The organism is Pseudomonas sp. 1L-E-NC-VB-C3 (assembly GCF_057291535.1).
This window is the reverse complement of record NZ_JBXAWD010000005.1, coordinates 53,535-76,378: the sequence shown is the minus strand read 5'-3', so window position 1 is coordinate 76,378 and position 22,844 is coordinate 53,535. Positions and strand designations below refer to the sequence as shown.

17 protein-coding genes are annotated in these 22,844 nt (G+C 61.1%); 14 read left to right on the top strand and 3 right to left on the bottom strand.

What is annotated here, in order from left to right; all coding sequences use genetic code 11:
• Positions 1–164 precede the first annotated feature (164 nt).
• The 7 genes from AC0Z5Z_RS10195 (at position 165) to AC0Z5Z_RS10165 (ending at position 11,477) form a co-directional block, all read left to right on the top strand.
• Entirely contained in the window at positions 165–815 is a 651-nt protein-coding gene (locus AC0Z5Z_RS10195) for a GNAT family N-acetyltransferase (RefSeq protein WP_041477100.1), read from the top strand.
• 66 nt (positions 816–881) lie between these two features.
• Entirely contained in the window at positions 882–2,609 is a 1,728-nt protein-coding gene (locus AC0Z5Z_RS10190) for an autotransporter assembly complex protein TamA (RefSeq protein WP_485611017.1), read from the top strand.
• Positions 2,606–6,280, top strand: coding sequence for a translocation/assembly module TamB domain-containing protein (locus tag AC0Z5Z_RS10185; protein ID WP_485611016.1), 3,675 nt, complete (start codon positions 2,606–2,608; stop codon positions 6,278–6,280). Before AC0Z5Z_RS10190 ends, AC0Z5Z_RS10185 begins: the two co-directional genes overlap by 4 nt.
• A gap of 251 nt (positions 6,281–6,531) precedes the next feature.
• Complete coding sequence (locus AC0Z5Z_RS10180) at positions 6,532–7,014, top strand: MarR family winged helix-turn-helix transcriptional regulator (RefSeq protein WP_024013429.1); 483 nt, start codon at positions 6,532–6,534, stop codon at positions 7,012–7,014.
• A complete protein-coding gene (locus AC0Z5Z_RS10175; RefSeq protein WP_485611015.1) occupies positions 7,004–8,473 on the top strand; it encodes an efflux transporter outer membrane subunit in 1,470 nt (489 codons plus the stop codon). Before AC0Z5Z_RS10180 ends, AC0Z5Z_RS10175 begins: the two co-directional genes overlap by 11 nt.
• Positions 8,474–8,488: 15 nt before the next feature.
• Positions 8,489–9,691, top strand: a complete 1,203-nt coding sequence (locus AC0Z5Z_RS10170; RefSeq protein WP_485611014.1) for an EmrA/EmrK family multidrug efflux transporter periplasmic adaptor subunit — start codon at positions 8,489–8,491, stop codon at positions 9,689–9,691.
• 256 nt (positions 9,692–9,947) lie between these two features.
• Positions 9,948–11,477 (top strand): DHA2 family efflux MFS transporter permease subunit, encoded by a 1,530-nt coding sequence (locus AC0Z5Z_RS10165; RefSeq protein ID WP_024013426.1) that lies wholly within the window; start codon positions 9,948–9,950, stop codon positions 11,475–11,477.
• Positions 11,478–11,656: 179 nt separating this feature from the next.
• Here the strand turns inward: AC0Z5Z_RS10165 and lpxH are convergent, their stop codons facing one another.
• Complete coding sequence (lpxH, locus tag AC0Z5Z_RS10160; RefSeq protein ID WP_056788853.1) at positions 11,657–12,403, bottom strand: UDP-2,3-diacylglucosamine diphosphatase; 747 nt, start codon at positions 12,401–12,403, stop codon at positions 11,657–11,659.
• Positions 12,400–12,906 (bottom strand): peptidylprolyl isomerase, encoded by a 507-nt coding sequence (locus tag AC0Z5Z_RS10155; RefSeq protein ID WP_076567676.1) that lies wholly within the window; start codon positions 12,904–12,906, stop codon positions 12,400–12,402. Before AC0Z5Z_RS10155 ends, lpxH begins: the two co-directional genes overlap by 4 nt.
• A gap of 251 nt (positions 12,907–13,157) precedes the next feature.
• Between AC0Z5Z_RS10155 and AC0Z5Z_RS10150 the strand changes: the two genes are divergently transcribed.
• On the top strand, positions 13,158–14,855 hold the full coding sequence (locus tag AC0Z5Z_RS10150; protein ID WP_095182077.1) for a glutamine--tRNA ligase/YqeY domain fusion protein: 1,698 nt from the start codon (positions 13,158–13,160) through the stop codon (positions 14,853–14,855).
• Positions 14,856–14,873: 18 nt separating this feature from the next.
• Entirely contained in the window at positions 14,874–16,256 is a 1,383-nt protein-coding gene (cysS, locus tag AC0Z5Z_RS10145; protein WP_485611013.1) for a cysteine--tRNA ligase, read from the top strand.
• Positions 16,257–16,437: 181 nt separating this feature from the next.
• Here cysS and AC0Z5Z_RS10140 read toward each other — a convergent pair whose 3' ends face one another.
• Entirely contained in the window at positions 16,438–18,273 is a 1,836-nt protein-coding gene (locus AC0Z5Z_RS10140; protein WP_252876569.1) for a sigma-54-dependent Fis family transcriptional regulator, read from the bottom strand.
• A gap of 382 nt (positions 18,274–18,655) precedes the next feature.
• Here AC0Z5Z_RS10140 and AC0Z5Z_RS10135 point away from each other — a divergent pair, with 382 nt between their 5' ends.
• Genes AC0Z5Z_RS10135 through AC0Z5Z_RS10115 form a run of 5 tightly spaced genes read left to right on the top strand, consistent with a single transcriptional unit; the run spans position 18,656 to position 22,818 of the window.
• The gene (locus AC0Z5Z_RS10135; protein WP_016775291.1) at positions 18,656–19,750 is read left to right on the top strand and encodes an ABC transporter ATP-binding protein; all 1,095 of its coding nucleotides are present in this window, start codon (positions 18,656–18,658) and stop codon (positions 19,748–19,750) included.
• Entirely contained in the window at positions 19,750–20,862 is a 1,113-nt protein-coding gene (locus tag AC0Z5Z_RS10130) for an ABC transporter ATP-binding protein (RefSeq protein WP_485611012.1), read from the top strand. Before AC0Z5Z_RS10135 ends, AC0Z5Z_RS10130 begins: the two co-directional genes overlap by 1 nt.
• Positions 20,859–21,725: a carbohydrate ABC transporter permease gene (locus tag AC0Z5Z_RS10125; protein ID WP_007912484.1), complete on the top strand. Its 867-nt coding sequence runs from the start codon at positions 20,859–20,861 to the stop codon at positions 21,723–21,725. The genes AC0Z5Z_RS10130 and AC0Z5Z_RS10125 overlap by 4 nt, the downstream gene beginning before the upstream one ends.
• Positions 21,726–21,734: 9 nt before the next feature.
• On the top strand, positions 21,735–22,535 hold the full coding sequence (locus AC0Z5Z_RS10120; protein ID WP_041477086.1) for a carbohydrate ABC transporter permease: 801 nt from the start codon (positions 21,735–21,737) through the stop codon (positions 22,533–22,535).
• 10 nt (positions 22,536–22,545) lie between these two features.
• Positions 22,546–22,818 (top strand): DUF2160 domain-containing protein, encoded by a 273-nt coding sequence (locus tag AC0Z5Z_RS10115; RefSeq protein ID WP_038861868.1) that lies wholly within the window; start codon positions 22,546–22,548, stop codon positions 22,816–22,818.
• The last annotated feature ends 26 nt before the right edge of the window (positions 22,819–22,844 follow it).

Sequence of the window (22,844 nt, the reverse complement as noted above, 5' to 3'; positions counted from 1 at the left end):
TATGCAGCGCCTCTGTGGGAGCGAGCCTGCTCGCGAAGAGGCCGGCGAGATCGATGAAGATCCCGACTTGGTCTATACCTGTCAGGGGAACCACCACATCCGCCCAAGGTTCGTACCAACAAGCGCGCCAGCCTCCGAGCGCGCCCCCGGGGAGAATCACTGCAATGCCTGAAACCCAGACCGCCGTTGCCGACATCCATATGCTCGACCGCGGCTATTCGCGCGAAGCCCGCTCGTTGCTGTATCAGGCCTATCGCCACGAGCCGACCTTCGGCTACCTGTTCGAAGCCGAACGTCCCGGCTATGAACAACGGGTGCGCGCGACGGTGCGCGAGTTGGTCAAACAGCATTTTCTCCAGGACCTGCCGGCGATCGGCCTGTTGGTCAACGATCGCTTGATCGGCATCGCCCTGATCGCACCGCCGCAACGGCGCCTGGGCGTTACCGAAAGCTGGGCGTGGCGCTTGCGCATGGTGCTCAGCACCGGTTTTCGCTGCACCCGGCGTTATCTGGAATACCACGATGCCGTTGCTGCATGCGTGCCGGGTGATTCGGTGCACATGCTGCCGCTGCTCGGTGTGCACCCGCAGTTTCAGGGCAAGCACTACGGCGAACAATTGCTCACTGCCGTGCACAACTGGTGCGCCGTTGATGAAACATCGCAAGGCGTGGTGCTCGACACCGGCAACCCACGCTACCTGGAATTCTATAAAAGGCAGGGTTATCAGGAGATCGGCGAGGTTGCCGTCGGGCCGGTGCGCGAACACGTATTTTTCCACGCCAATCCGCAGGTGTTACAAACAGCAACGGGATAATGATCGAACTTCTTCACAAATTACCTGTTCTATCAGGCTCCCGAGCCCGTGATAGCATCCGCGCCTATGAAGTTTCCACGAAGATTTACCAGCGGCGTGCTGATGCTGTTATCCAGCTGCACGGCGCTGGCGCAAAGTGAATTGGATGTACGGATCAAGCCGTCCAACGATGAACTCAAGGCCAATATAGAAGGCTATATCGGCAGCCTCGGCGATCGCGACGAAGAAGCCTTGCTGCGTTTCAGTCGCGGCGCCGAAGAGCAGGCGCGCAAAGCGGCGCAGGCGCTGGGCTACTACCAGCCGCAGATCGACAGTGACGTCAAGGGCGGAGAAAAACCGCGTCTGGTGTTGAACATCGATCCCGGCGAGCCGATTCGCCTGCGCAACGTCACCGTGCGCGTCGACGGCCCGGCAGCCTCGCTGAGATCCTTCCGCGTGCCGAAAAGCGACCTGCTCAAATCCGGGGCAGTGCTCAACCATGGCCGGTACGAAGACGCCAAACGGGTGATCCAGAACCAGGCCTCGCGCTTCGGTTACTTCAGCGGTCATTTCACCAGCCAGAAGCTCATGGTCGATCCGCGCGCGGGCGTGGCCGACATCGAATTGATCTACGACAGCGGCCCGCGTTATGCGCTGGGCAAAGTCAGTTTCGAGGGCGATACGCCGTTCGACGAAGACCTGCTGCAACGCATGGTGCCGTTCAAGGCAGGCGAGCCTTACGATTCGGAACTGATCGCCGAACTCAATCGCGATCTGCAATCGAGCGGCTATTTCGAAGGCGTGCGCGTCGACGCGGCACCGACGGCAGCGCAGAACGATGTGATTCCGGTCGCCGTCAAACTCGACACGCGCAAGCCGCGCACCATGGGCCTGGGCCTCGGTTATTCGACCGACGTCGGGCCACGGATCAAGGCCAACTGGACGCGTCACTGGGTCAACCCGCAGGGCGACAGCTATGGCTGGGAGGCCGAGCTCTCGGCGCCCCGGCAGAACGTCGGGCTGTTTTACGACATCCCGCTCGACCCGCCATTGACCGACAAACTGCGCTGGGCCGGCGGCTATCAGTTCGAAGACATCGAAGGCTCCGACACCCTCAGCAAGCTGCTGACTTTCGGCCCGGAATGGCACAGCAAGTTGCCCAGCGGCTGGCAGCGGGTGATCTCGCTGAAATGGCAACGTGAAGAATACGAACTCGGCGACGACTCCGGCCTGAGCACGTTGCTCATGCCCGGCATCAGTTATTCCTATCTGAAAAGCGACAACCGCATCGATCCGCGTAACGGCTATCGCCTGAGCTTCGAAAGCAAAGTGGCCAAGGAAGGCCTCGGTTCGGACAACAACCTTTTATATGGCACCGCGCTGGTCAAGGGCCTGACTACGGTGTTCGACAAGCACCGCTTGCTCGGTCGCGTGCAGGTCGGCGGCAGCGCCACCAACGGCTACAACTCGATTCCGCCGTCGCTGCGCTTCTTTGCCGGTGGCGATCAGAGCGTGCGCGGTTACGACTATCAGAGCCTGTCGCCGAAAAACTCTGACGGCGACCGCATCGGTGGCCGCTACATGATTGCCGGCAGCGTCGAGTATCAGTATTCGATCGCCGAGAAATGGCGGGTCGCGACCTTCGTCGACCAAGGCAACTCTTTTAACAAACTCGAACTGCCCGACCTCAAGACCGGGGTCGGTGTAGGTGTGCGCTGGGTCTCGCCGGTCGGGCCGATCCGCCTTGACCTGGCCCATGCGCTGGACGACGACGGCGGCATCCGGCTGCACTTTTCCATGGGGCCTGAGCTGTGAAGCGTGGTGTGAAAATAACGGCGCTGACGCTGTTGGCGCTGGTCGTGTTGATTGTCTTGAGCCTGGCCGCGCTACTTGGCACGCAGGCTGGCAGTCGGTGGGCGTTGGGCCTGGTGCCCGGCTTGAGCGTGGAGAATTTCCACGGTCGCCTCGCTGGGCAGTGGAGTGCCGATCACCTGGTGTGGCAGCAGGACACAAGCCGCGTCGAGCTGAACAAGGCAATCTTCGCCTGGTCGCCGCTGTGCCTGACGCGCATGACCTTGTGCATTGATCAGCTCAAGGCCGATCAGGTGATCCTGCAATTCCCGCCGAGCGAAGAAACCACCGAGAGCGGCCCGATCAAACTGTCGGACCTGCAATTGCCGTTGGCCATCGAATTGGGCGACGTCGAGGTCGGCAGCCTGTTGTTCAACGGCAGCGAACAGCTCAAGGGCTTGCAACTGGCGGCGCACTGGACCGCACAAGGCCTGCAGATCGACAGCGTGAAATTGCAGCGCGACGAGCTCAGCCTGAACCTGTCCGGCCTGCTGCAACCGAGCGGCAACTGGCCGCTGACGATTCAGGGCGATTTGACTTTGCCGTCTCCCGGCAGCGAGCCGTGGACGCTGGCGCTGAAAGTTGAAGGCGATCTGCTGAAAACCCTCAACCTGCACGCCGACAGCCGTGGCTACCTCGACGGCCAGTTGAACGGTGAACTGCAAGCGCTGGCGGAAAACCTCCCGGCCAAGCTGCGCATCACCAGCGGCGCGTTCAAACCCAGCGCCGATCTGCCGGACACCCTGCAATTCAATCAGCTTGTGCTCACCGGCGAAGGCGACCTGAAAAACGGTTATCAACTGCTCGGCAACGCATCGTTGCCCGCCGAGGAATCACCGGTGGCGCTGCTGCTCAAAGGCAAGGTCGACGCCAACGGCGCGCAGATTGCCGGGCTCGACCTCAATGCCAACGACAAGCAAAGCCTCAAGCTCACCGGCAATGTCGACTGGAGCAAGGGTCTCAGCGCCCAGGCCAATATCAACTGGCAAGACTTCCCGTGGCACCGGCTCTATCCGGAAATCGACGAGCCGCAAGTCGCGTTGCGTACTTTCACTGGCGAAGTGTCCTACACCGACGGCCAGTACCTCGGTAATTTCGACGCCGCGCTGGATGGCCCGGCGGGGGCGTTCACCTTGAGCAGTCCGTTCAGCGGCAGTCTGGAACAGATCGCCTTGCCGCAACTGGTCATGCAGGCCGGGCAGGGCAGGGCCGAAGGGCACGTGAATGTGCGCTTCGCCGACGGCATCGCCTGGGATACCGCGCTGGATCTGTCGGCGCTCAACCCGGCGTACTGGGTCGCCGAACTGCCGGGCACGCTGGCCGGGCCGTTGAGGAGCAAAGGCGAGATGAAAAATGATCAACTCAGTCTCAGCGCCGACCTCGACCTCAAAGGCAAATTGCGCGGTCAGCCGGCGATCCTCCAAGCCAAGGCTGACGGCGCGGGCGAGCGTTGGAACCTCAGCGCCCTGCAGATCCGCCTCGGCGATAACAGCATCAACGGCAAGGGCAGCCTGCAGGACAAACTCGGCGGGCAGATCGACATCAAGCTGCCGCGTCTGGCCCAGTTGTGGCCGCAATTGCGCGGGCAGGTCAACGGTCAGATCAACGTCGCCGGCACGCTGAAGGCGCCACAGGGCAAGCTCGATCTGCAAGGTTCGCAACTGGCCTTCCAGGACAATCGCCTGCAAAGCCTCAACCTCGACGCCACGCTCGACAGTGCGCAGCGGGCGAAGATCAATCTCAAAGGCAGCGGCATTCAGGCCGGCGATACTTCGCTCGGCACCCTGACCGCCAGTGCTCAGGGCGATATCAAAAGCCAGAAACTCAATCTCGACCTGATCGGATCGAAGCTGAAACTGGCGCTGGGGCTGGACGGCAATCTGGACAAGGGCAACTGGCGCGGACGCTTGGCCAGTGGCGACATTCAGGCCGGTGGCCAAGACTGGAAGCTGCAAAGCCCGGCCAGACTGGAACGCCTGGCGGATGGCCAGATCAATTTCGGCGCGCATTGCTGGTTGTCGGGCAATGCCAGCCTGTGTGGCGAAGACCAGCGCCTGATGCCCGAGCCGAAGCTGCGTTATCACCTCAAGCAATTCCCGATCGAAAGCCTTGCGCAATGGCTGCCCAAAGACTTCGCCTGGCAGGGCCGACTCAACGCCGATCTGCAACTGGACTTGCCGGCGAGCGGCCCGAACGGCGCGGTCAGTGTCGATGCCAGCGGCGGCACCCTGCGCGTGCGCGACAAGGATCGCTGGCTGGATTTCCCCTACCAGACCCTCAAACTCAGCAGCAAGCTCACGCCCAAGCGCGTCGATACCGAGCTCAATTTTGTCGGCGGCAAACTCGGCGAATTACTGGTGCAGGCGCAGCTCAATCCGCTGCCGAAAAACAAACCGCTGAGCGGCTCGTTCCGCCTCTCTGGCCTCGATCTGTCGGTGGCGCGGCCGTTTGTACCGATGGTCGAGAAACTCACCGGCCGCCTCAACGGCAGTGGCACGATCTCCGGTGGTTTGCTCGCACCGCTGGTCAACGGCACCGTGCAGCTCAGCGATGGCGAAGTGTCCGGCGCCGAACTGCCGATGGAGCTGCAGAATCTGCAACTGACTGCGGCGATTGCCGGTGAATCGGTACGCCTGGACGGCGGCTGGCAAAGCGGCAAGACCGGTCAGGGCAGCCTCAACGGCAACGTCGCCTGGGGGCAGGCGCTGGTGGTCGATCTGGCGCTCAAGGGCACGCAATTGCCGGTCAGCGTCGAGCCCTACGCCAAACTGGAAATGGCCCCGGATCTGAAGATTTCCATGGCCGGCGATGAGCTGAAAGTTGCCGGCAAGGTGCTGGTGCCGAAAGGCGAAATCACCGTGCGCGAGCTGCCGCCATCGACGGTAAAAGTCTCCGACGACACGATCATCGTTGGTGCGCAGACCGAAGAGGGCAAACCACCGATCGCGATGAAAATGGACATCGACGTGATCGTCGGCCAGGACAAGCTGAGCTTTGCCGGTTTCGGCCTGACCGCCAATCTGCAAGGTCAGGTTCACATCGGCGACAACATGGACACCCGTGGCGAACTCTGGCTCAACGACGGCCGCTATCGCGCCTACGGCCAGCGCCTGACCGTGCGTCGCGCGCGTCTGTTGTTCGCCGGTCCCATCGATCAGCCGTATCTGGACATCGAAGCGATCCGCCAGACCGACGACGTCATCGCCGGTATTCGCCTGAGCGGCAGCGCCGAACAGCCGACCACGCAGATCTTCTCCGAACCGGCGATGAGTCAGGAACAGGCGCTGTCGTACCTGGTGCTGGGCCGTCCGCTGAGCACCAGCGGCGAAGACAACAACATGCTCGCGCAAGCCGCGCTGGGCCTGGGCCTGATGGGCAGCGCCGGGGTCACCAGTGGTCTGGCCAAGGATCTGGGCATCGAGGATTTCCAGCTCGACACCCAGGGCAGCGGCAACGACACCAGCGTCGTCGCCAGCGGCAACATCTCCGAAAAACTCAGCCTGCGCTACGGCGTCGGCGTCTTCGAACCGGCCAGCACCATCGCCTTGCGCTACAAGCTGAGCAAGAAGGTCTACGTCGAAGCGGCGAGCGGCGTGGCGAGTTCGCTGGATATTTTCTACAAGCGGGATTTCTAGAGCGCGTTCTCTCCAATGATCGTTCCCACGCTCTGCGTGGGAATGCCTCAAGGGACGCTCTGCGTCCCGGCTCTCAAAAAAAACGGACGCAAAGCGTCCCCGGCTGCATTCCCACGCGGAGCGTGGGAACGATCCCGCGTGGCCGGTCAGTGATTAATTACAAAGCCCCCTAACTATTGCGTTGACATTCGCTGCCTAAGCAGTAACATCTCGACATACATTCACTGCCTAGGCAGTTATCAGGTCGACCCATGAAGCATTTCACTCCGGAAGAATTCAAACATTGCCACCTCGGCCTGTTGCTCGGTCGTGCCGCGTTGCTCAAGGACCGGATCATCGATACCCACATGGAACCCCACGGCATCACCGCCGCGCAGTTCAAGGTGTTGATCATCATGGCCCAGTTCGGCGTCGACACGCCGGCCGAGCTGTGCCGCCATCTGTCGCTGGACAGCGGGTCGATGACGCGCATGCTCGATCGCCTCGAGCAGAAGGCTTTTCTGATTCGCCAGCGCAGCGAAGGCGACCGGCGTCAGGTGCAGTTGAAACTGACCGAGCAGGGCCAGCAACTGGCTGATCGCCTGCCGCACATCGGTGCCGATGCGATGAATGAACTGGCCGGCGCGATCTCCCGCGAAGAGCTGAAAACCCTGGAATACATCCTCAAGAAAATCCTGCTGGCCGCCGGTGACCCGATCACCATCCAGCGTCTAGGTGATCACAATGAGCGCTAACACTTTGCGCAGCAGTCTGACGCTGCTGTTGTCGGCGATGATCCTCGCCGGTTGCGCTAATTACAGCGGCCTCGACACCGAAGGCCAGCGCCTCGACGCGAAGAGCCTGAAGACAGCGCAGTCTCTCGACGGCGTCACCCTGTCGCCAGCGGCGTGGCCGAAAAGCGATTGGTGGAGCAGCCTCGGCGATCCGCAGCTCGACGGCCTGATCCGCGAAGCCCTGCATGACAGCCCTGACATGCAGATCGCCGCAGCCCGCGCCCATCAGGCCAGTGCCGCCGCCTATGCCGCCGATGCCGAGCGTTATCCGACCCTCGACGCCAGCGCCGGCATCAGCCGTTCGCGGCTGGCTCGTGACCAGGATCCGCGCGGGCAGGGCGGGGCTTACGCGACGGTGCGCAATGTCAGCGCCGGCTTCAATTACAACTTCGATTTGTGGGGCGGCCAGCGCGATGCCTGGGAAGCCGCCCTCGGCGAGGCGCGCGCTGCTGAAGTCGACCGTCAGGCGGCGCAGTTGACACTTGCCGCTGACGTCGCCCGTGCGTACAGCGATCTCGGTCAGGCGCACATCGTTTACGACCTTGCCAGCGAAGACCTCAAGCGCACCCGGCAAATGCTCGACCTCAGTCAGCGCCGCTTGAGTTCGGGGATCGACAGCCAGTACCAGTTCCAGCAAACCCAGAGTCTGGAAGCCAGTTCTCAAGCGAGCCTGATCGACGCGGAAAAACGCCTGAACAGCGCGAAAATCGCCTTGGCGGTATTGCTCGGCAAAGGCCCGGATCGTGGCAACGAGATCGCTCGGCCGAAAGTTCTGCAAGCCAGCGCCGTGGCGGTGCCGTCGATGTTGCCGGCGGAACTGCTCGGCCGCCGCCCGGATCTGGTCGCGGCGCGCTGGCGTGTCGAGGCGGCGAGCAAAGACATCGATGCGGCGAAAACCCGTTTCTATCCCAACCTCAATCTGTCGGCCTCGGCCGGCGCCGAGTCGTTGCTGGGTGATGCGATGTTCGGTTCGGCCAGCCGCTTCTTCAACATCGCGCCGACCGTATCGCTGCCGATTTTCGATGGCGGACGCCTGCGCGCCAACCTCGATGCGCGCGACGCCGATTACGATCTGGCGGTGGCGCAGTACAACAAAAGCCTGGTGAAAGCCCTCGGCGATGTTGGCGACACCATCAACCAGCTGCGTGATATCGGCCGGCAGATCGGCGCGCAGCAACATGCCACCGACATTGCTCAGGATTCTTACAACACCGTCGTCCAGCGTTACGGTTCCGGCATCGGCAACTACCTGGACGTGCTCAGCATCGAGCAGCAATTGCTCCAGGCCCAGCGTCAGCTGGCGACCCTCAATGCCGAGCAGATCGACCTGTCGATTCAACTGATGCAAGCGCTGGGCGGCGGCTTTCAGGGTGAAAACCTGAACGCAGCCAACGCCAGCCCCGCCTCGTCGCACCATTAATTCAAGGTATTTGTCATGGCCACTGCCGAAAACACCCAAGCTCGAGACAACACCCCGGACACCGGCAACCCGCGCAAACGCAAGGTGATGCTGCTGGCCCTCGCCGTGGTCGTCCTGCTCGCCATTGCCGGCGTCTGGGCCTATCACGAGTTCATCGGGCGCTTTAACGAAAGCACCGACGATGCCTACGTCAACGGCAACGTCGTGGAGATCACACCGCTGGTCACCGGCACCGTGGTCAGCATCGGCGCTGACGACGGTGATCTGGTCCAGGAAGGCCAGGTGCTGGTCAACTTCGACCCCAACGATGCCGAAGTCGGCCTGCAAAGTGCCAAGGCGAAACTGGCGCGCACTGTGCGTCAGGTGCGCGGCCTGTATAGCAACGTCGACGGCATGAAAGCCCAGGTCAACGCGCAGCAGGCCGAAGTGCAGAAGGCCCAGGACAACTACAACCGGCGGAAAAATCTCGCCCAGGGCGGGGCGATTTCCCAGGAAGAGCTGTCCCACGCCCGCGACGACCTGACCTCGGCGCAGAACGCCTTGGCTAACGCCAAACAGCAACTGAAAACCACCAGCGCACTGGTCGACGACACCGTGGTCTCGTCCCATCCGGACGTAATGTCGGCGGCTGCCGATCTGCGTCAGGCCTACCTGACCAATGCGCGCAGCACCTTGATCGCGCCGGTCACCGGTTACGTCGCCAAGCGCACCGTGCAACTCGGTCAGCGCGTGCAGCCGGGCACCGCGTTGATGGCGGTGATTCCGCTGGATCAGCTGTGGATCGACGCCAACTTCAAGGAAACCCAACTGCGTGACATGCGCATCGGTCAGCCAGTGGATATCGAGGCCGATATTTACGGCAGCGATGTGAAATACAGCGGCACCGTCGACAGCCTCGGTGCCGGTACGGGTAGCGCGTTTGCTCTGCTGCCGGCACAGAACGCCACCGGTAACTGGATCAAGATTGTTCAGCGTGTGCCGGTGCGTATCCACATCAACGCCGAAGAGCTGGCCAAGCACCCGCTGCGTGTCGGTCTGTCGACCAATGTCGAGGTCAATCTGCACGACCAGAGCGGCCCGGTGCTGGCCCAGCAACCGCCGCAAAAGGCCTCGTTCAGCACCAACGTCTACGAGCGCCAACTGGCCGAAGCGGACGCGATGATTGCCCAGTTGATTCACGACAACAGCGCAGCAGCAGGCAAGACCGCACAGCGCTGAGAGCACACTGGATCAGAAGGGGCTCTGTGGTGAGCGGTTATCTGTGGCGAGGGGATTTATCTGTGGCGAGGGGATTTATCTGTGGCGAGGGGATTTATCCCCGCTTGACTGCGCAGCAGGCCCGTTTTTCCTGAGCCAAAAGAGGGGCCGCTTCGCGACCCAGCGGGGATAAATCCCCTCGCCACAAGGGCCTGTTACCACAGGGCCTGCTGTGTTCATCAGACCGCAGCGACCATCAGGTTTCATAGGATTCACAATGAGCAATAACGCTTCTTTCACGCCGCCCAGCCTGTTGCTCAGCACCATCGGCCTGTCGCTGGCGACGTTCATGCAAGTGCTCGACACGACCATCGCCAACGTGGCGCTGCCGACGATTTCCGGCAACCTCGGGGTGAGTTCGGAGCAGGGCACCTGGGTCATCACTTCGTTTGCCGTGAGCAATGCCATTGCGCTGCCGCTGACCGGTTGGCTCAGCCGCCGCTTCGGCGAGGTGAAGCTGTTTCTGTGGGCGACGATGCTGTTTGTGCTGGCGTCGTTTCTCTGCGGTATCTCGACTTCGATGCCCGAGCTGATCGGCTTTCGTGTGCTGCAAGGCCTGGTGGCCGGGCCGTTGTATCCGATGACGCAGACCCTGTTGATCGCGGTCTATCCGCCGGCGAAACGCGGGATGGCCCTGGCATTGCTGGCGATGGTCACGGTGGTCGCGCCGATTGCCGGGCCGATTCTCGGCGGCTGGATCACCGACAGTTACAGCTGGCCGTGGATCTTCTTCATCAACGTACCGATCGGCATCTTTGCGGTGATGGTGGTGCGTTCGCAACTGGCGAAACGGCCGGTGGTGACCAGTCGCCAGCCGATGGATTACGTCGGTCTGATCACGCTGATCATTGGCGTCGGCGCGTTGCAGGTGATCCTCGACAAGGGCAATGACCTGGACTGGTTCGAATCGAACTTCATCATCGTCGGCGCGGCGATTTCCGTGGTCGCCCTGGCGGTGTTCGTGATCTGGGAAATGACCGACCGCCATCCGGTGGTCAACCTGCGCCTGTTCGCCCATCGCAACTTCCGCATCGGCACGCTGGTGCTGGTCTTGGGTTACGCCGGGTTCTTCGGCATCAACCTGATCCTGCCGCAGTGGCTGCAAACGCAAATGGGTTACACCGCGACCTGGGCGGGACTTGCCGTGGCGCCGATCGGGATTCTGCCGGTGTTGCTGTCGCCGTTTGTCGGCAAATACGCGCACAAGTTCGACCTGCGTCTGCTCGCCGGCATTGCGTTTCTGGCGATTGGCCTGAGCTGCTTCATGCGTGCCGAGTTCACCAACGAGGTCGACTTCCAGCACATCGCTCTGGTGCAGTTGTTCATGGGTATCGGTGTGGCGCTGTTCTTCATGCCGACCCTGAGTATTCTGATGTCGGACTTGCCGCCGAGCCAGATCGCTGATGGCGCAGGCCTGGCGACGTTCCTGCGGACACTGGGCGGCAGCTTCGCGGCGTCGTTGACCACCTGGATCTGGATTCGCCGGGCCGATCAGCATCATGCGTATATGAGCGAAAGCATCAGCACGTTTGAGCCTGCCACCCGCGAGACCTTGAATCAGTTGGGTGGAGCGAGTCAGTCGGCGTATGCGCAGATGGACCAGATCCTCACCAGCCAGGCGTACATGCTTTCGACCGTGGATTACTTCACGTTGCTAGGGTGGGGATTCATGGGGCTGATTTTGATTGTATGGCTGGCGAAACCGCCGTTTGCCGCCAAGGCCGGGCCGGCAGCTTCGGGGCACTAGAATCAAGAGCCCCTCACCCTAACCCTCTCCCGGAGGGAGAGGGGACTGACCGCGGTGCATGTTCGAGGTACATCGACTTGCGATACCGAGTCGAACTCAGGTTTTGAACTGCATGCGATCAGCTCCCTTTCCCCCTCGCCCCCCTGGGGGAGAGGGCTGGGGTGAGGGGGTAAAGCTCTTCAGCCGTGCGGCAATGCCAGCGGCGGGGCGAAATCGAACGGCGCCAAGGCATACCCGCTCTCATCCACCTGCAACGCCCAACCCTGACGATCCCAATCCCCCAGCACAATCCGCTTCGCCGCTTGTTCACCAAGCTGCAACTTGTGAATCGCCGGGCGGTGGGTGTGGCCGTGGATCAGAGTCTTCACGCCGAATTCCTGCATCACTCGCGGAATCTCTTCCGGGGTGACATCGACGATGTCATTGGCCTTCATCCGCGTCTGTGCGCGGCTTTCGCTGCGTAGCTTGCGCGCCAGTTTATGGCGGCTGCGCAGTGGCAGGTGACGGAGGATGAACAGGGTGATCGGATTACGCAGATAACGCCGCAGCTTCATATAGCCGACGTCGCGGGTGCACAGGCTGTCGCCGTGCATCAGCAGCACTGGCTCGCCGTAGAACTGCACGACACTCGGGTCCTTCAGCAATGTGCAGCCGGCCTGTTTGCAGAAGGCCTTGCCGAGCATGAAGTCGCGATTGCCGTGCATCAGGAATATGGCTGTGCCGCTGTCGCTCAAATCGCGCAGGGCCTGGCAGATGGAACGCTGAAAGGGCGTCATGGCGTCGTCGCCAATCCACGCCTCGAAGAAGTCGCCGAGGATGTACAACGCACTCGCCGAGCGGGCGCGTCCGGCGAGCAAATCCAGAAACGCCCGGGTAATGTCCGGGCGCTCCTCTTCCAGATGCAAGTCTGAAATCAGCAATATCACGCTGCGATGATCTCGGCTTTCTCGATGATCACGTCGTCTGCTGGTACGTCCTGGTGGCCGGCCTTGGAAGTGGTCGACACGCCTTTGATCTTGTCGACAACGTCGGTGCCGGCGGTCACTTTACCGAATACCGCGTAGCCCCAGCCCTGGACGTTCTTGCCGCTGTGGTTGAGGAAGGTGTTGTCGGCGACGTTGATGAAGAACTGCGCCGATGCCGAATGCGGCTCCATGGTGCGGGCCATGGCGACGGTGTATTTGTCGTTGGAGAGACCGTTGTCCGCTTCGTTCTGGATGCTTGGACGCTTGTCTTTCTTCTCTTTCATGCCTGGCTCGAAACCGCCGCCCTGGATCATGAAGTTACCGATGACGCGGTGGAATACGGTGTTGGTGTAGTGACCGGCGTTGACGTACTCGATGAAGTTGGCAACGGTGATCGGCGCCTTTTCAGCGTTCAGTTCGATGACGATGTCGCCATGGTTGGTGGTCAGTTTGACTTGAGTCATGGTCATTACTCTTCATAGGGAATTCGTGGTTCTGGGACCTTTAGCCCCACAACCGGTTCAGCCTGCTTCGGCCAAGGTGCGCAGTTTAGCGTGACAGGCGCGAATTTCGAGGCGGTTTTTCATTTCCCGGCGATTAAATGCGTGCCTTTATAAGAGCTGCTCTGTCAGGCCCTTGACAGCATCGGCTATGATAGCGGCTTTGTTTTGTCTGGCCCCTCTTTGCGGCCGCGCACCTGTACGTCAAGGATCCTATGAGCAAGCCCACTGTCGACCCTACCTCGAATGCCAAGTCCGGCCCTGCCGTGCCGGTCAACTTCCTGCGGCCGATCATCCAGGCAGACCTGGACTCGGGCAAGCACACCCAGATCGTGACTCGCTTTCCGCCGGAGCCCAACGGCTACCTGCACATCGGCCACGCCAAGTCGATCTGCGTCAACTTCGGCCTGGCCCAGGAGTTCGGTGGCGTCACGCACCTGCGTTTCGATGACACCAACCCGGCCAAGGAAGATCAGGAATACATCGACGCCATCGAAAGCGACGTCAAATGGCTGGGCTTCGAATGGTCCGGTGAAGTGCGCTACGCCTCGCAGTATTTCGACCAGTTGCACGACTGGGCGGTCGAGCTGATCAAGGCCGGCAAGGCCTACGTCGACGACCTGACCCCGGAGCAGGCCAAGGAATACCGTGGCAGCCTCACCGAGCCGGGCAAGAACAGCCCGTTCCGTGACCGTTCGGTTGAGGAAAACCTCGACCTTTTCGCGCGCATGAAGGCCGGTGACTTCCCTGACGGCGCGCGCGTGCTGCGGGCGAAGATCGACATGGCCTCGCCGAACATGAACCTGCGCGACCCGATCATGTATCGCATCCGCCACGCCCATCACCACCAGACCGGTGACAAGTGGTGCATCTACCCGAACTACGACTTCACCCACGGTCAGTCGGACGCCATCGAAGGCATCACGCATTCGATCTGCACCCTCGAGTTCGAAAGCCATCGTCCACTGTACGAGTGGTTCCTGGAGAACCTGCCGGTGCCGGCGAACCCGCGCCAGTACGAGTTCAGCCGCCTGAACCTGAACTACACGATTACCAGCAAGCGCAAGCTCAAGCAACTGGTTGACGAGAAGCACGTCAACGGCTGGGACGATCCGCGCATGTCCACGCTGTCGGGCTTCCGCCGCCGTGGCTACACGCCGAAATCGATCCGCAACTTCTGCGAAATGATCGGCACCAACCGGTCCGACGGCGTGGTCGATTTCGGCATGCTCGAATTCAGCATCCGTGACGACCTCGACCACAGCGCACCGCGCGCCATGTGCGTGCTGCGTCCGCTGAAAGTGGTCATCACCAACTACCCGGAAGGCCAGGTCGAAAACCTCGAACTGCCACGCCACCCGAAAGAAGACATGGGCGTGCGCGCGCTGCCGTTCGCCCGGGAAATCTACATCGACCGTGAAGACTTCATGGAAGAGCCGCCGAAGGGCTACAAGCGCCTGGAACCGGCCGGTGAAGTGCGTCTGCGCGGCAGCTACGTGATCCGCGCCGACGAAGCGATCAAGGACGCCGACGGCAACATCGTCGAACTGCGTTGCTCGTACGACCCGGATACCCTGGGCAAGAACCCGGAAGGGCGCAAGGTCAAAGGCGTGATCCACTGGGTGCCGGCCGCCGCCAGCGTCGAGTGCGAAGTACGTCTGTACGATCGCCTGTTCCGTTCGCCGAACCCGGAGAAGGCCGAAGACAGCGCCAGTTTCCTCGACAACATCAACCCTGACTCGCTGCAAGTGCTGACCGGTTGTCGCGCCGAGCCATCGCTCGGCAACGCACAGCCGGAAGACCGTTTCCAGTTCGAGCGCGAAGGCTACTTCGTCGCGGATCTGAAGGACTCGAAACCCGGTCAGCCGGTATTCAACCGTACCGTGACCCTGCGTGATTCGTGGGGCCAGTGAGTGAGTCAAGGAACTAACGTGCTAACGATCTACAACACGCTCAGCAAGAGCAAAGAAGTCTTCAAGCCGCTGGATGGCAACAAGGTGCGCATGTACGTCTGCGGGATGACCGTGTACGACTACTGCCACCTCGGCCACGGCCGCAGCATGGTCGCGTTCGACCTGGTGACGCGCTGGCTGCGCTTCAGCGGTTATGACCTGACCTACGTGCGCAACATCACCGACATCGACGACAAGATCATCAATCGCGCCCGCGAGAACGGTGAGTCGTTCGAAGCGCTGACCGAGCGCATGATCGCCGCGATGCACGAAGACGAAGCGCGCCTGAACATCCAGAAGCCGGACATGGAACCGCGCGCCACCGATCACATCGCTGGCATGCACGCGATGATCCAGACCCTGATCGACAAGGGCTACGCCTACGCACCGGGCAATGGCGACGTGTACTACCGCGTCGCCAAGTTCATGGGCTACGGCAAGCTGTCGCGCAAGAAGATCGAAGATTTGCGCATTGGCGCGCGCATCGAAGTCGATGAGTCGAAAGAAGACCCGCTCGACTTCGTCCTGTGGAAAGCCGCCAAGCCGGGCGAGCCGAGCTGGGAATCGCCATGGGGCGCCGGACGTCCGGGCTGGCACATCGAGTGCTCGGTGATGTCGACGTGCTGCCTCGGTGAGACTTTCGATATTCATGGCGGCGGCAGCGACCTGGAGTTCCCGCACCACGAAAACGAAATCGCCCAGAGCGAAGCGGCCACCGGCAAGACCTACGCCAACGCGTGGATGCATTGCGGCATGATTCGCATCAATGGCGAGAAGATGTCCAAGTCCTTGAACAACTTCTTCACCATCCGCGACGTGCTCGACAAGTACCACCCGGAAGTGGTGCGTTACCTGCTGGTCTCGAGCCACTACCGCAGTGCGATCAACTATTCGGAAGACAACCTCAAGGACGCCAAGGGCGCACTGGAGCGTTTCTACCATGCGCTGAAAGGCCTGCCGAGCGTGGCGCCGGCCGGTGGCGAGGCGTTCGTCGAGCGTTTCACCACGGTGATGAACGACGACTTCGGCACCCCCGAGGCGTGCGCTGTGCTGTTCGAGATGGTGCGCGAGATCAACCGTCTGCGCGAGAGCGATCTTGATGCAGCGGCGGGGCTGGCGGCACGTCTGAAGGAACTGGCGAGTGTGCTGGGCGTGTTGCAACTTGAGGCCGATGACTTCCTGCAGGCGGGCGCTGAGGGGCGGGTCGATGCGGCTGAGGTTGATGCGCTGATTGCGGCGCGTCTGGCGGCTCGGGCGAGTAAGGATTGGGCTGAGTCCGATCGTATCCGTGATCAGTTGACGGCGATGGGTGTCGTGCTGGAAGACGGCAAGGGTGGGACTACCTGGCGTCTGGCTGACTGAGGCCCAGAGCCCCTACCATGATCGTTCCCACGCTCTGCGTGGGAATGCCTCAACGGACGCTCCGCGTTCGGCTCTGTAGGGACGCGGAGCGTCCCGGGCTGCATTCCCACGCGGAGCGTGGGAACGATCGATCCCCTGTGGGAGCGAGCCTGCTCGCGAAGAGGCCCGTCCAGACAACTTGTCATTCAGCCTGCCGCAACCGCTTGTAAAGCGTATTGCGGCTAACCCCCAGCCGCCGCGCCAGATGCGAAATATTTCCCCCGGCCGCCTTCAACTCGCGATTCAACGCCTCAACATCATTCAAATCCAGCCCCAGCGGCGCAGCCGTCTCAACCGGCTCCATCTCCAGATCGACAAAAAAATCATCCGGCAAATGCTCCGGTCGCACTGGTTGTTCCTCGGCCATGGCCAACGCCACCTGCATCACGCTGCTGACCTGACGCAAATTCCCCGGCCACGGATGCTTTTCAAACAACTCCAGAACTTCAGGGCTTAGCCCCGCCCATTGCGTCGGCTCGCGATGCTGCTCCCACAGTCGTTTGAACAGCGCCTGCTTGTCACTGCGCTCACGTAACGGCGGCAGCTCCAGGGTCAGGCCGCCGATGCGGTAGTACAAATCTTCGCGGAAGCGGCCCAGTTGCACCTGCTCGCGCAACGAGCGGTTGGTCGCGGAAATGATCCGCAAATCAACCGGGAACAACTCGCTGCTACCCACCGGCTGCACGCAGCGCTCTTGCAACACGCGCAACAAACGCGCCTGGGTCGGCAGCGGCATGTCACCGATCTCATCGAGAAACAGCGTGCCTTTGTCGGCCTTGCGGATCAGGCCGATGCTGCCTTTCTGGTTGGCCCCGGTGAACGCGCCTTTCTCGTAACCGAACAACTCGGACTCGACCAGTTCAGCGGGGATCGCTGCACAGTTCACCGCGATGAATGCCTGTTTTTGCCGGGAGCTGGCCTGGTGCAAGGCTTTGACGAACACTTCCTTGCCGACGCCGGTTTCACCGTGAATCAGTAGCGGAATGTCTTTCTCCAGCAAACGCTCGGCCTGGCGCACGGCTTTTTCCACACGGCTGTCGCCGAAATGCAGCGTGTTGAGGCTGATCACGCTGGCTGGCGCAGGCTTGTCCTCGGCGACAAACACCCGCGCTTGCACCGGCGCCTGTTTCGGCCGTTTCAGCAAGCACTGGAAACGGTTGCGCCCGGAGGTCTGCAAAGCAAACGGCAAGCCCTCGGGCTGATTGATCAACTCCAGCAGCGACACCTTGAACAGGCTTTCAACGCTGACGCGCGACAAACGCACACCGAGCAAATTGTCGGCGCGGCGATTGGCCGACAGCACTTGACCGCTTTCATCGAAGATCAGCAACCCGGCCCACTGGCTGTCGAGGTTGTTCAACCCGGTGTTGAATGTCAGTTGAAAGTGCTGGCCATGGAACAGGTTGAGGATCAGCCGGTTTTCCACGGTCTGGCTCATCATCTTGACCATGCCCAGAGTGTGCGAGGGCGGCAGGTAGCTGTCGCTGGAGACATCGAGCACGGCGATGACCTTGCGCTCGGCGTCGAAAATCGGCGCGGCAGAGCCGGTCATGAAACGGTTGGCCTTGAGGAAGTGTTCATCGTGTTCGATGTGCACAGCCTGCTCACAGGCCAGTGCGGTGCCGATTGCATTGGTGCCGCTGCTGCGCTCCATCCAGCTCGCCCCGGCCTGAAAGCCCCGGGCCAGATTTGGTTCGATAAAGCGCTGTGTGCCCCATGAGGTCAGCACCTGGCCCTGATTGTCGGCGAGCATGATCAGGCAGTTGGAATTGCTTAGAATGTTTTCGTAGTAGGGCAGGACTTCCTGATGCGTGGTCTGCACCAGCGAATGATGGCTGTCGAGCAATCGTGCAATGCCGGCGGCGGGCAATTGATCGAAGGCCGGTGCGCTCTGGTGGTCGAGGCCGAACGCGCGGCAACGTTGCCAGGAGGTCTGGACGATCGCGTCGTGGGACAGCGGCGAAGCAGGTGCGGCCATGGGGCGAGCCTCTGAGTGCAGCGATTTTATTATTGTTATGAGCCCGATCTTCAAAACTACACAAATCCCCATGTGGGAGCGAGCCTGCTCGCGAAAGCGTCGGTTCAGTCAATGGATTCATTGAATGACACACCGCTTTCGCGAGCAGGCTCGCTCCCACAGGGATCCATTTTGCATTCAGGATTGGGCAAAAGCGTGCATAGAGTGTTGTTCACTATTGTTCATTGTCAATCACCCCGACTGTTCAAAAGTGTTCAGCTGTGAACGCCATTTCCTCGCGTAATCAACGATTTTCACGGCAAATCAACCACTTGCCATTTCTGGCACGAATGTCGCTCTGTTGCTCCGGTCGCTTGACTCCAAAAATAAAAAAGGCCGAGCCATGTCACTCACCCTGGAGCACGTCAGCCGTACCGTCGAGGGCCAGATCTGGATCGACGATGCGTGCCTGAAATTCGAACCCGGATCCTTCAACGTTCTGCTCGGGCGCACCCTGTCCGGCAAGACCAGCCTCATGCGCCTGATGGCCGGCCTCGACAAGCCCGACAGCGGCCGCGTGCTGATGAACGGCGTCGACGTCACCCAGCGCCCGGTGCGGCTGCGCAACGTGTCGATGGTCTATCAGCAGTTCATCAATTACCCGACCATGACGGTGTTCGAGAACATCGCCTCGCCACTGCGCCAGGCCGGTATTTCGAAAGAGATCATCCACAGCAAGGTGCAGGAAACCGCACGCATGCTGCGCATCGAGAAGTTCTTGCAGCGCTATCCGCTGGAGCTCTCCGGTGGGCAGCAACAGCGCACGGCCATGGCCCGCGCGCTGGTCAAGGATGCTGAACTGATCCTCTTCGACGAGCCGTTGGTCAACCTCGACTACAAGCTGCGCGAAGAGCTGCGTCAGGAAATGCGCGAGCTGTTCAAGGCCCGTCACACCATCGCCATTTACGCCACCACCGAACCCAACGAAGCGCTGGCCCTCGGCGGCACCACGACCATCCTGCACGAAGGCCGGGTGATCCAGAGCGGCCCGTCGACCGAGGTCTATCACCAGCCGCAGTCGGTGCTCGCCGCTGAATTGTTCTCCGAACCGCCGATCAACCTGATGCCGGGACGCATTGCCGGCAACGAAGTCAGCTTCGCCAACTTCGTCCACTTTCCGTTGAACGTCGATCTGCGCCCGGTGGGCGAGGGTGAGTTCCGCTTCGGCGTACGCCCGAGTCATATCTCGCTGGTGCCGAGCAACGATGACGATCTCGAACTGGCCGTGACCGTCGAGGTCGCCGAAATCAGCGGCTCGGAAACCTTCCTGCATGTGCGCAACGAGCATTTCCTGCTGGTGCTGCACTTGCCGGGTGTTCATGAATACGACGTCGATGCGCCGATCCGCATCTATATCCCGACCCACAAACTGTTCGTTTTCGATGCGCAGGGCCGTCTGGTGCAAGCACCGGGCCGGCGTGTCGCGAGGGTTGCCTGATGGCCGAAATCCGTTTGCAGCACCTCGCCCACAGCTACAGCAAAACCCCGAGCGGCGCGGAGGATTATGCGATCCGCGAGATGGATCACGTCTGGGAGCAGGGTGGCGCCTATGCTTTGCTCGGCCCGTCCGGTTGCGGCAAGTCGACCTTGCTCAACATCATTTCCGGCCTGCTCAGCCCGTCCCAGGGCCACGTGTTGTTTGACGGCAAAGCGGTCAACGACCTCACGCCGGAGAAGCGCAACATCGCCCAGGTTTTCCAGTTTCCGGTGGTCTACGACACCATGACCGTGTTCGACAACCTCGCTTTCCCGTTGCGCAATCAGGGCATGGCCGAGGCGAAAGTGCACAGCAAGGTGCAGGAAATTGCCGAAGTGCTCGACCTGCAGAATCTGCTGAGCAAGAAGGCGCGCAATCTCACCGCCGACGAAAAGCAGAAAGTCTCCATGGGTCGTGGACTGGTGCGCGATGACGTCTCGGCAATCCTCTTCGATGAGCCGCTGACGGTGATCGACCCGCACCTGAAGTGGAAGCTGCGGCGCAAGCTCAAGCAGATCCACGAGCAGTTCAACATCACCATGGTCTACGTCACCCACGACCAACTGGAAGCCTCGACGTTCGCCGACAAGATCGCGGTCATGTACGGCGGTCAGATCGTTCAGTTCGGCACGCCACGGGAATTGTTCGAGCGGCCGAGCCACACCTTTGTCGGCTATTTCATCGGCAGCCCGGGGATGAATCTGATCGAGGTGCAGCCGCAGCCCGGCGGCGTCGGTTTCGCTTCGACGCACCTGCCGTTGTCCGACGCCTTGCAGCGCCATATCGAGCACGGCCAGTGGAAAAATCTCAAGGTCGGCATCCGCCCGGAGTTCATTCATGTGTGGGACGAGCCGTTTGACGACGCGATGCGGGCCAAAGTCGTACACGTCGAAGACCTCGGCACCTACAAGATCATGACTCTCAACCTCGACGGCGCACCGTTGAAGGTGCGTCTGGCCGAAGACAAACCGGTGCCGCAGGGCACGGCTTACATCAGTTTCCCGGCGCAATGGCTGATGGTCTATGCCGATGAGTTTCTCCTGGAAGTCAGCGACGAGGAGGTGCAGCCATGAACAAGGTGCAGAACAACAAGGCCTGGTGGCTGGTGTTGCCGGTGTTCCTGCTGGTGGCGTTCAGTGCGGTGATCCCGATGATGACCGTGGTCAACTATTCGGTGCAGGACATCTTTGACCAGTCCAGCCGCTACTTCGTTGGCGCTGACTGGTACAAGCAAGTGCTGCTTGATCCGCGTCTGCACGACTCGCTGCTGCGCCAGTTCATCTATTCCGCCTGCGTGCTGCTGATCGAAATCCCGCTGGGCATCGCCGTCGCGCTGACCATGCCGACCAAGGGTCGCTGGTCCTCGGTGGTGCTGATCATTCTGGCGATACCGCTGCTGATTCCGTGGAACGTGGTCGGCACCATCTGGCAGATTTTCGGCCGCGCGGACATCGGCCTGCTCGGTTCCAGCCTCAATGCGATGGGCATCAGCTACAACTACGCGGCCAACACCATGGACGCCTGGGTGACGGTGCTGGTGATGGACGTCTGGCACTGGACTTCGCTGGTCGCGCTGTTGTGTTTCTCCGGCCTGCGGGCGATTCCCGACGTCTATTACCAGGCGGCGCGGATCGACCGCGCCTCGGCCTGGGCGGTGTTCCGCCACATTCAGTTGCCCAAGCTGAAGAGCGTGCTGCTGATCGCGGTGATGCTGCGCTTCATGGACAGTTTCATGATCTACACCGAGCCGTTCGTGCTCACCGGCGGCGGGCCGGGCAATGCCACGACCTTTTTGAGTCAGACGTTGACGCAGATGGCTGTAGGGCAATTCGACCTCGGTCCGGCAGCGGCGTTTTCGCTGGTGTACTTCCTGATCATCCTGTTGGTGTCCTGGCTGTTCTATACCGCCATGACGCACTCCGACGCCAACCGCTGAGGCCCGGCCATGAGCAAGAGAAAGCTTATTCCATTGCTGGTCTACATCCTGTTCCTGCTGGTGCCGATCTACTGGCTGCTGAACATGTCGTTCAAGAGCAACACCGAAATCCTCGGCGGCCTGACGCTTTTCCCACAGGAATTCACGCTGGCGAACTACAAGGTGATCTTCACCGATCCGAGCTGGTACACCGGCTATCTGAACTCGCTGTATTACGTCAGCCTCAACACGGTGATTTCCCTGAGCGTCGCGTTACCGGCGGCCTATGCGTTTTCACGCTATCGTTTCCTCGGCGACAAACACCTGTTCTTCTGGCTGCTGACCAATCGCATGGCGCCGCCGGCGGTGTTTTTGCTGCCGTTCTTTCAGTTGTATTCGTCGATCGGCCTGTTCGACACGCACATCGCCGTAGCCTTGGCGCACTGCTTGTTCAACGTGCCCCTGGCGGTGTGGATTCTGGAAGGTTTCATGTCTGGCGTGCCCAAGGAGATCGACGAAACGGCCTACATCGACGGCTATAGTTTTCCCAAGTTCTTCGTGAAGATTTTCATCCCGTTAATCGGCTCCGGTATCGGCGTCACGGCGTTTTTCTGCTTCATGTTTTCCTGGGTCGAACTGCTGCTGGCGCGCACGCTGACCTCGGTCAACGCCAAGCCGATTGCGGCAGTGATGACGCGCACGGTGTCGGCATCGGGGATCGATTGGGGCGTGCTGGCAGCAGCGGGGGTGTTGACCATCCTGCCGGGCATGCTGGTGATCTGGTTTGTGCGCAACCACGTGGCCAAGGGCTTTGCCCTCGGTCGAGTCTGAGGAGCTGATGATGGAATGGATGAGCTGGACGACACCGACCGCCGCGTTCTTCATCGGCATCGGTCTGATTCTGGTGGGCATGACCACCTGGGAATTGCGCTCGCCGAGCATTCTGCGGCGCGGGTTTCTGCCGATTGCCACCACCCGTGGCGATCGCTTGTTTATCGGTCTTCTCGGCAGCGCCTACCTGCATTTGCTGGTAATCGGCGTCACCGACTGGAGCATCTGGGTGGCGTCCGCGTTGTCCCTGGTGTGGCTGTTGGCTGTGATGCGTTGGGGCTAGTCGAATCGTTCGGCAACGCGGCTCCA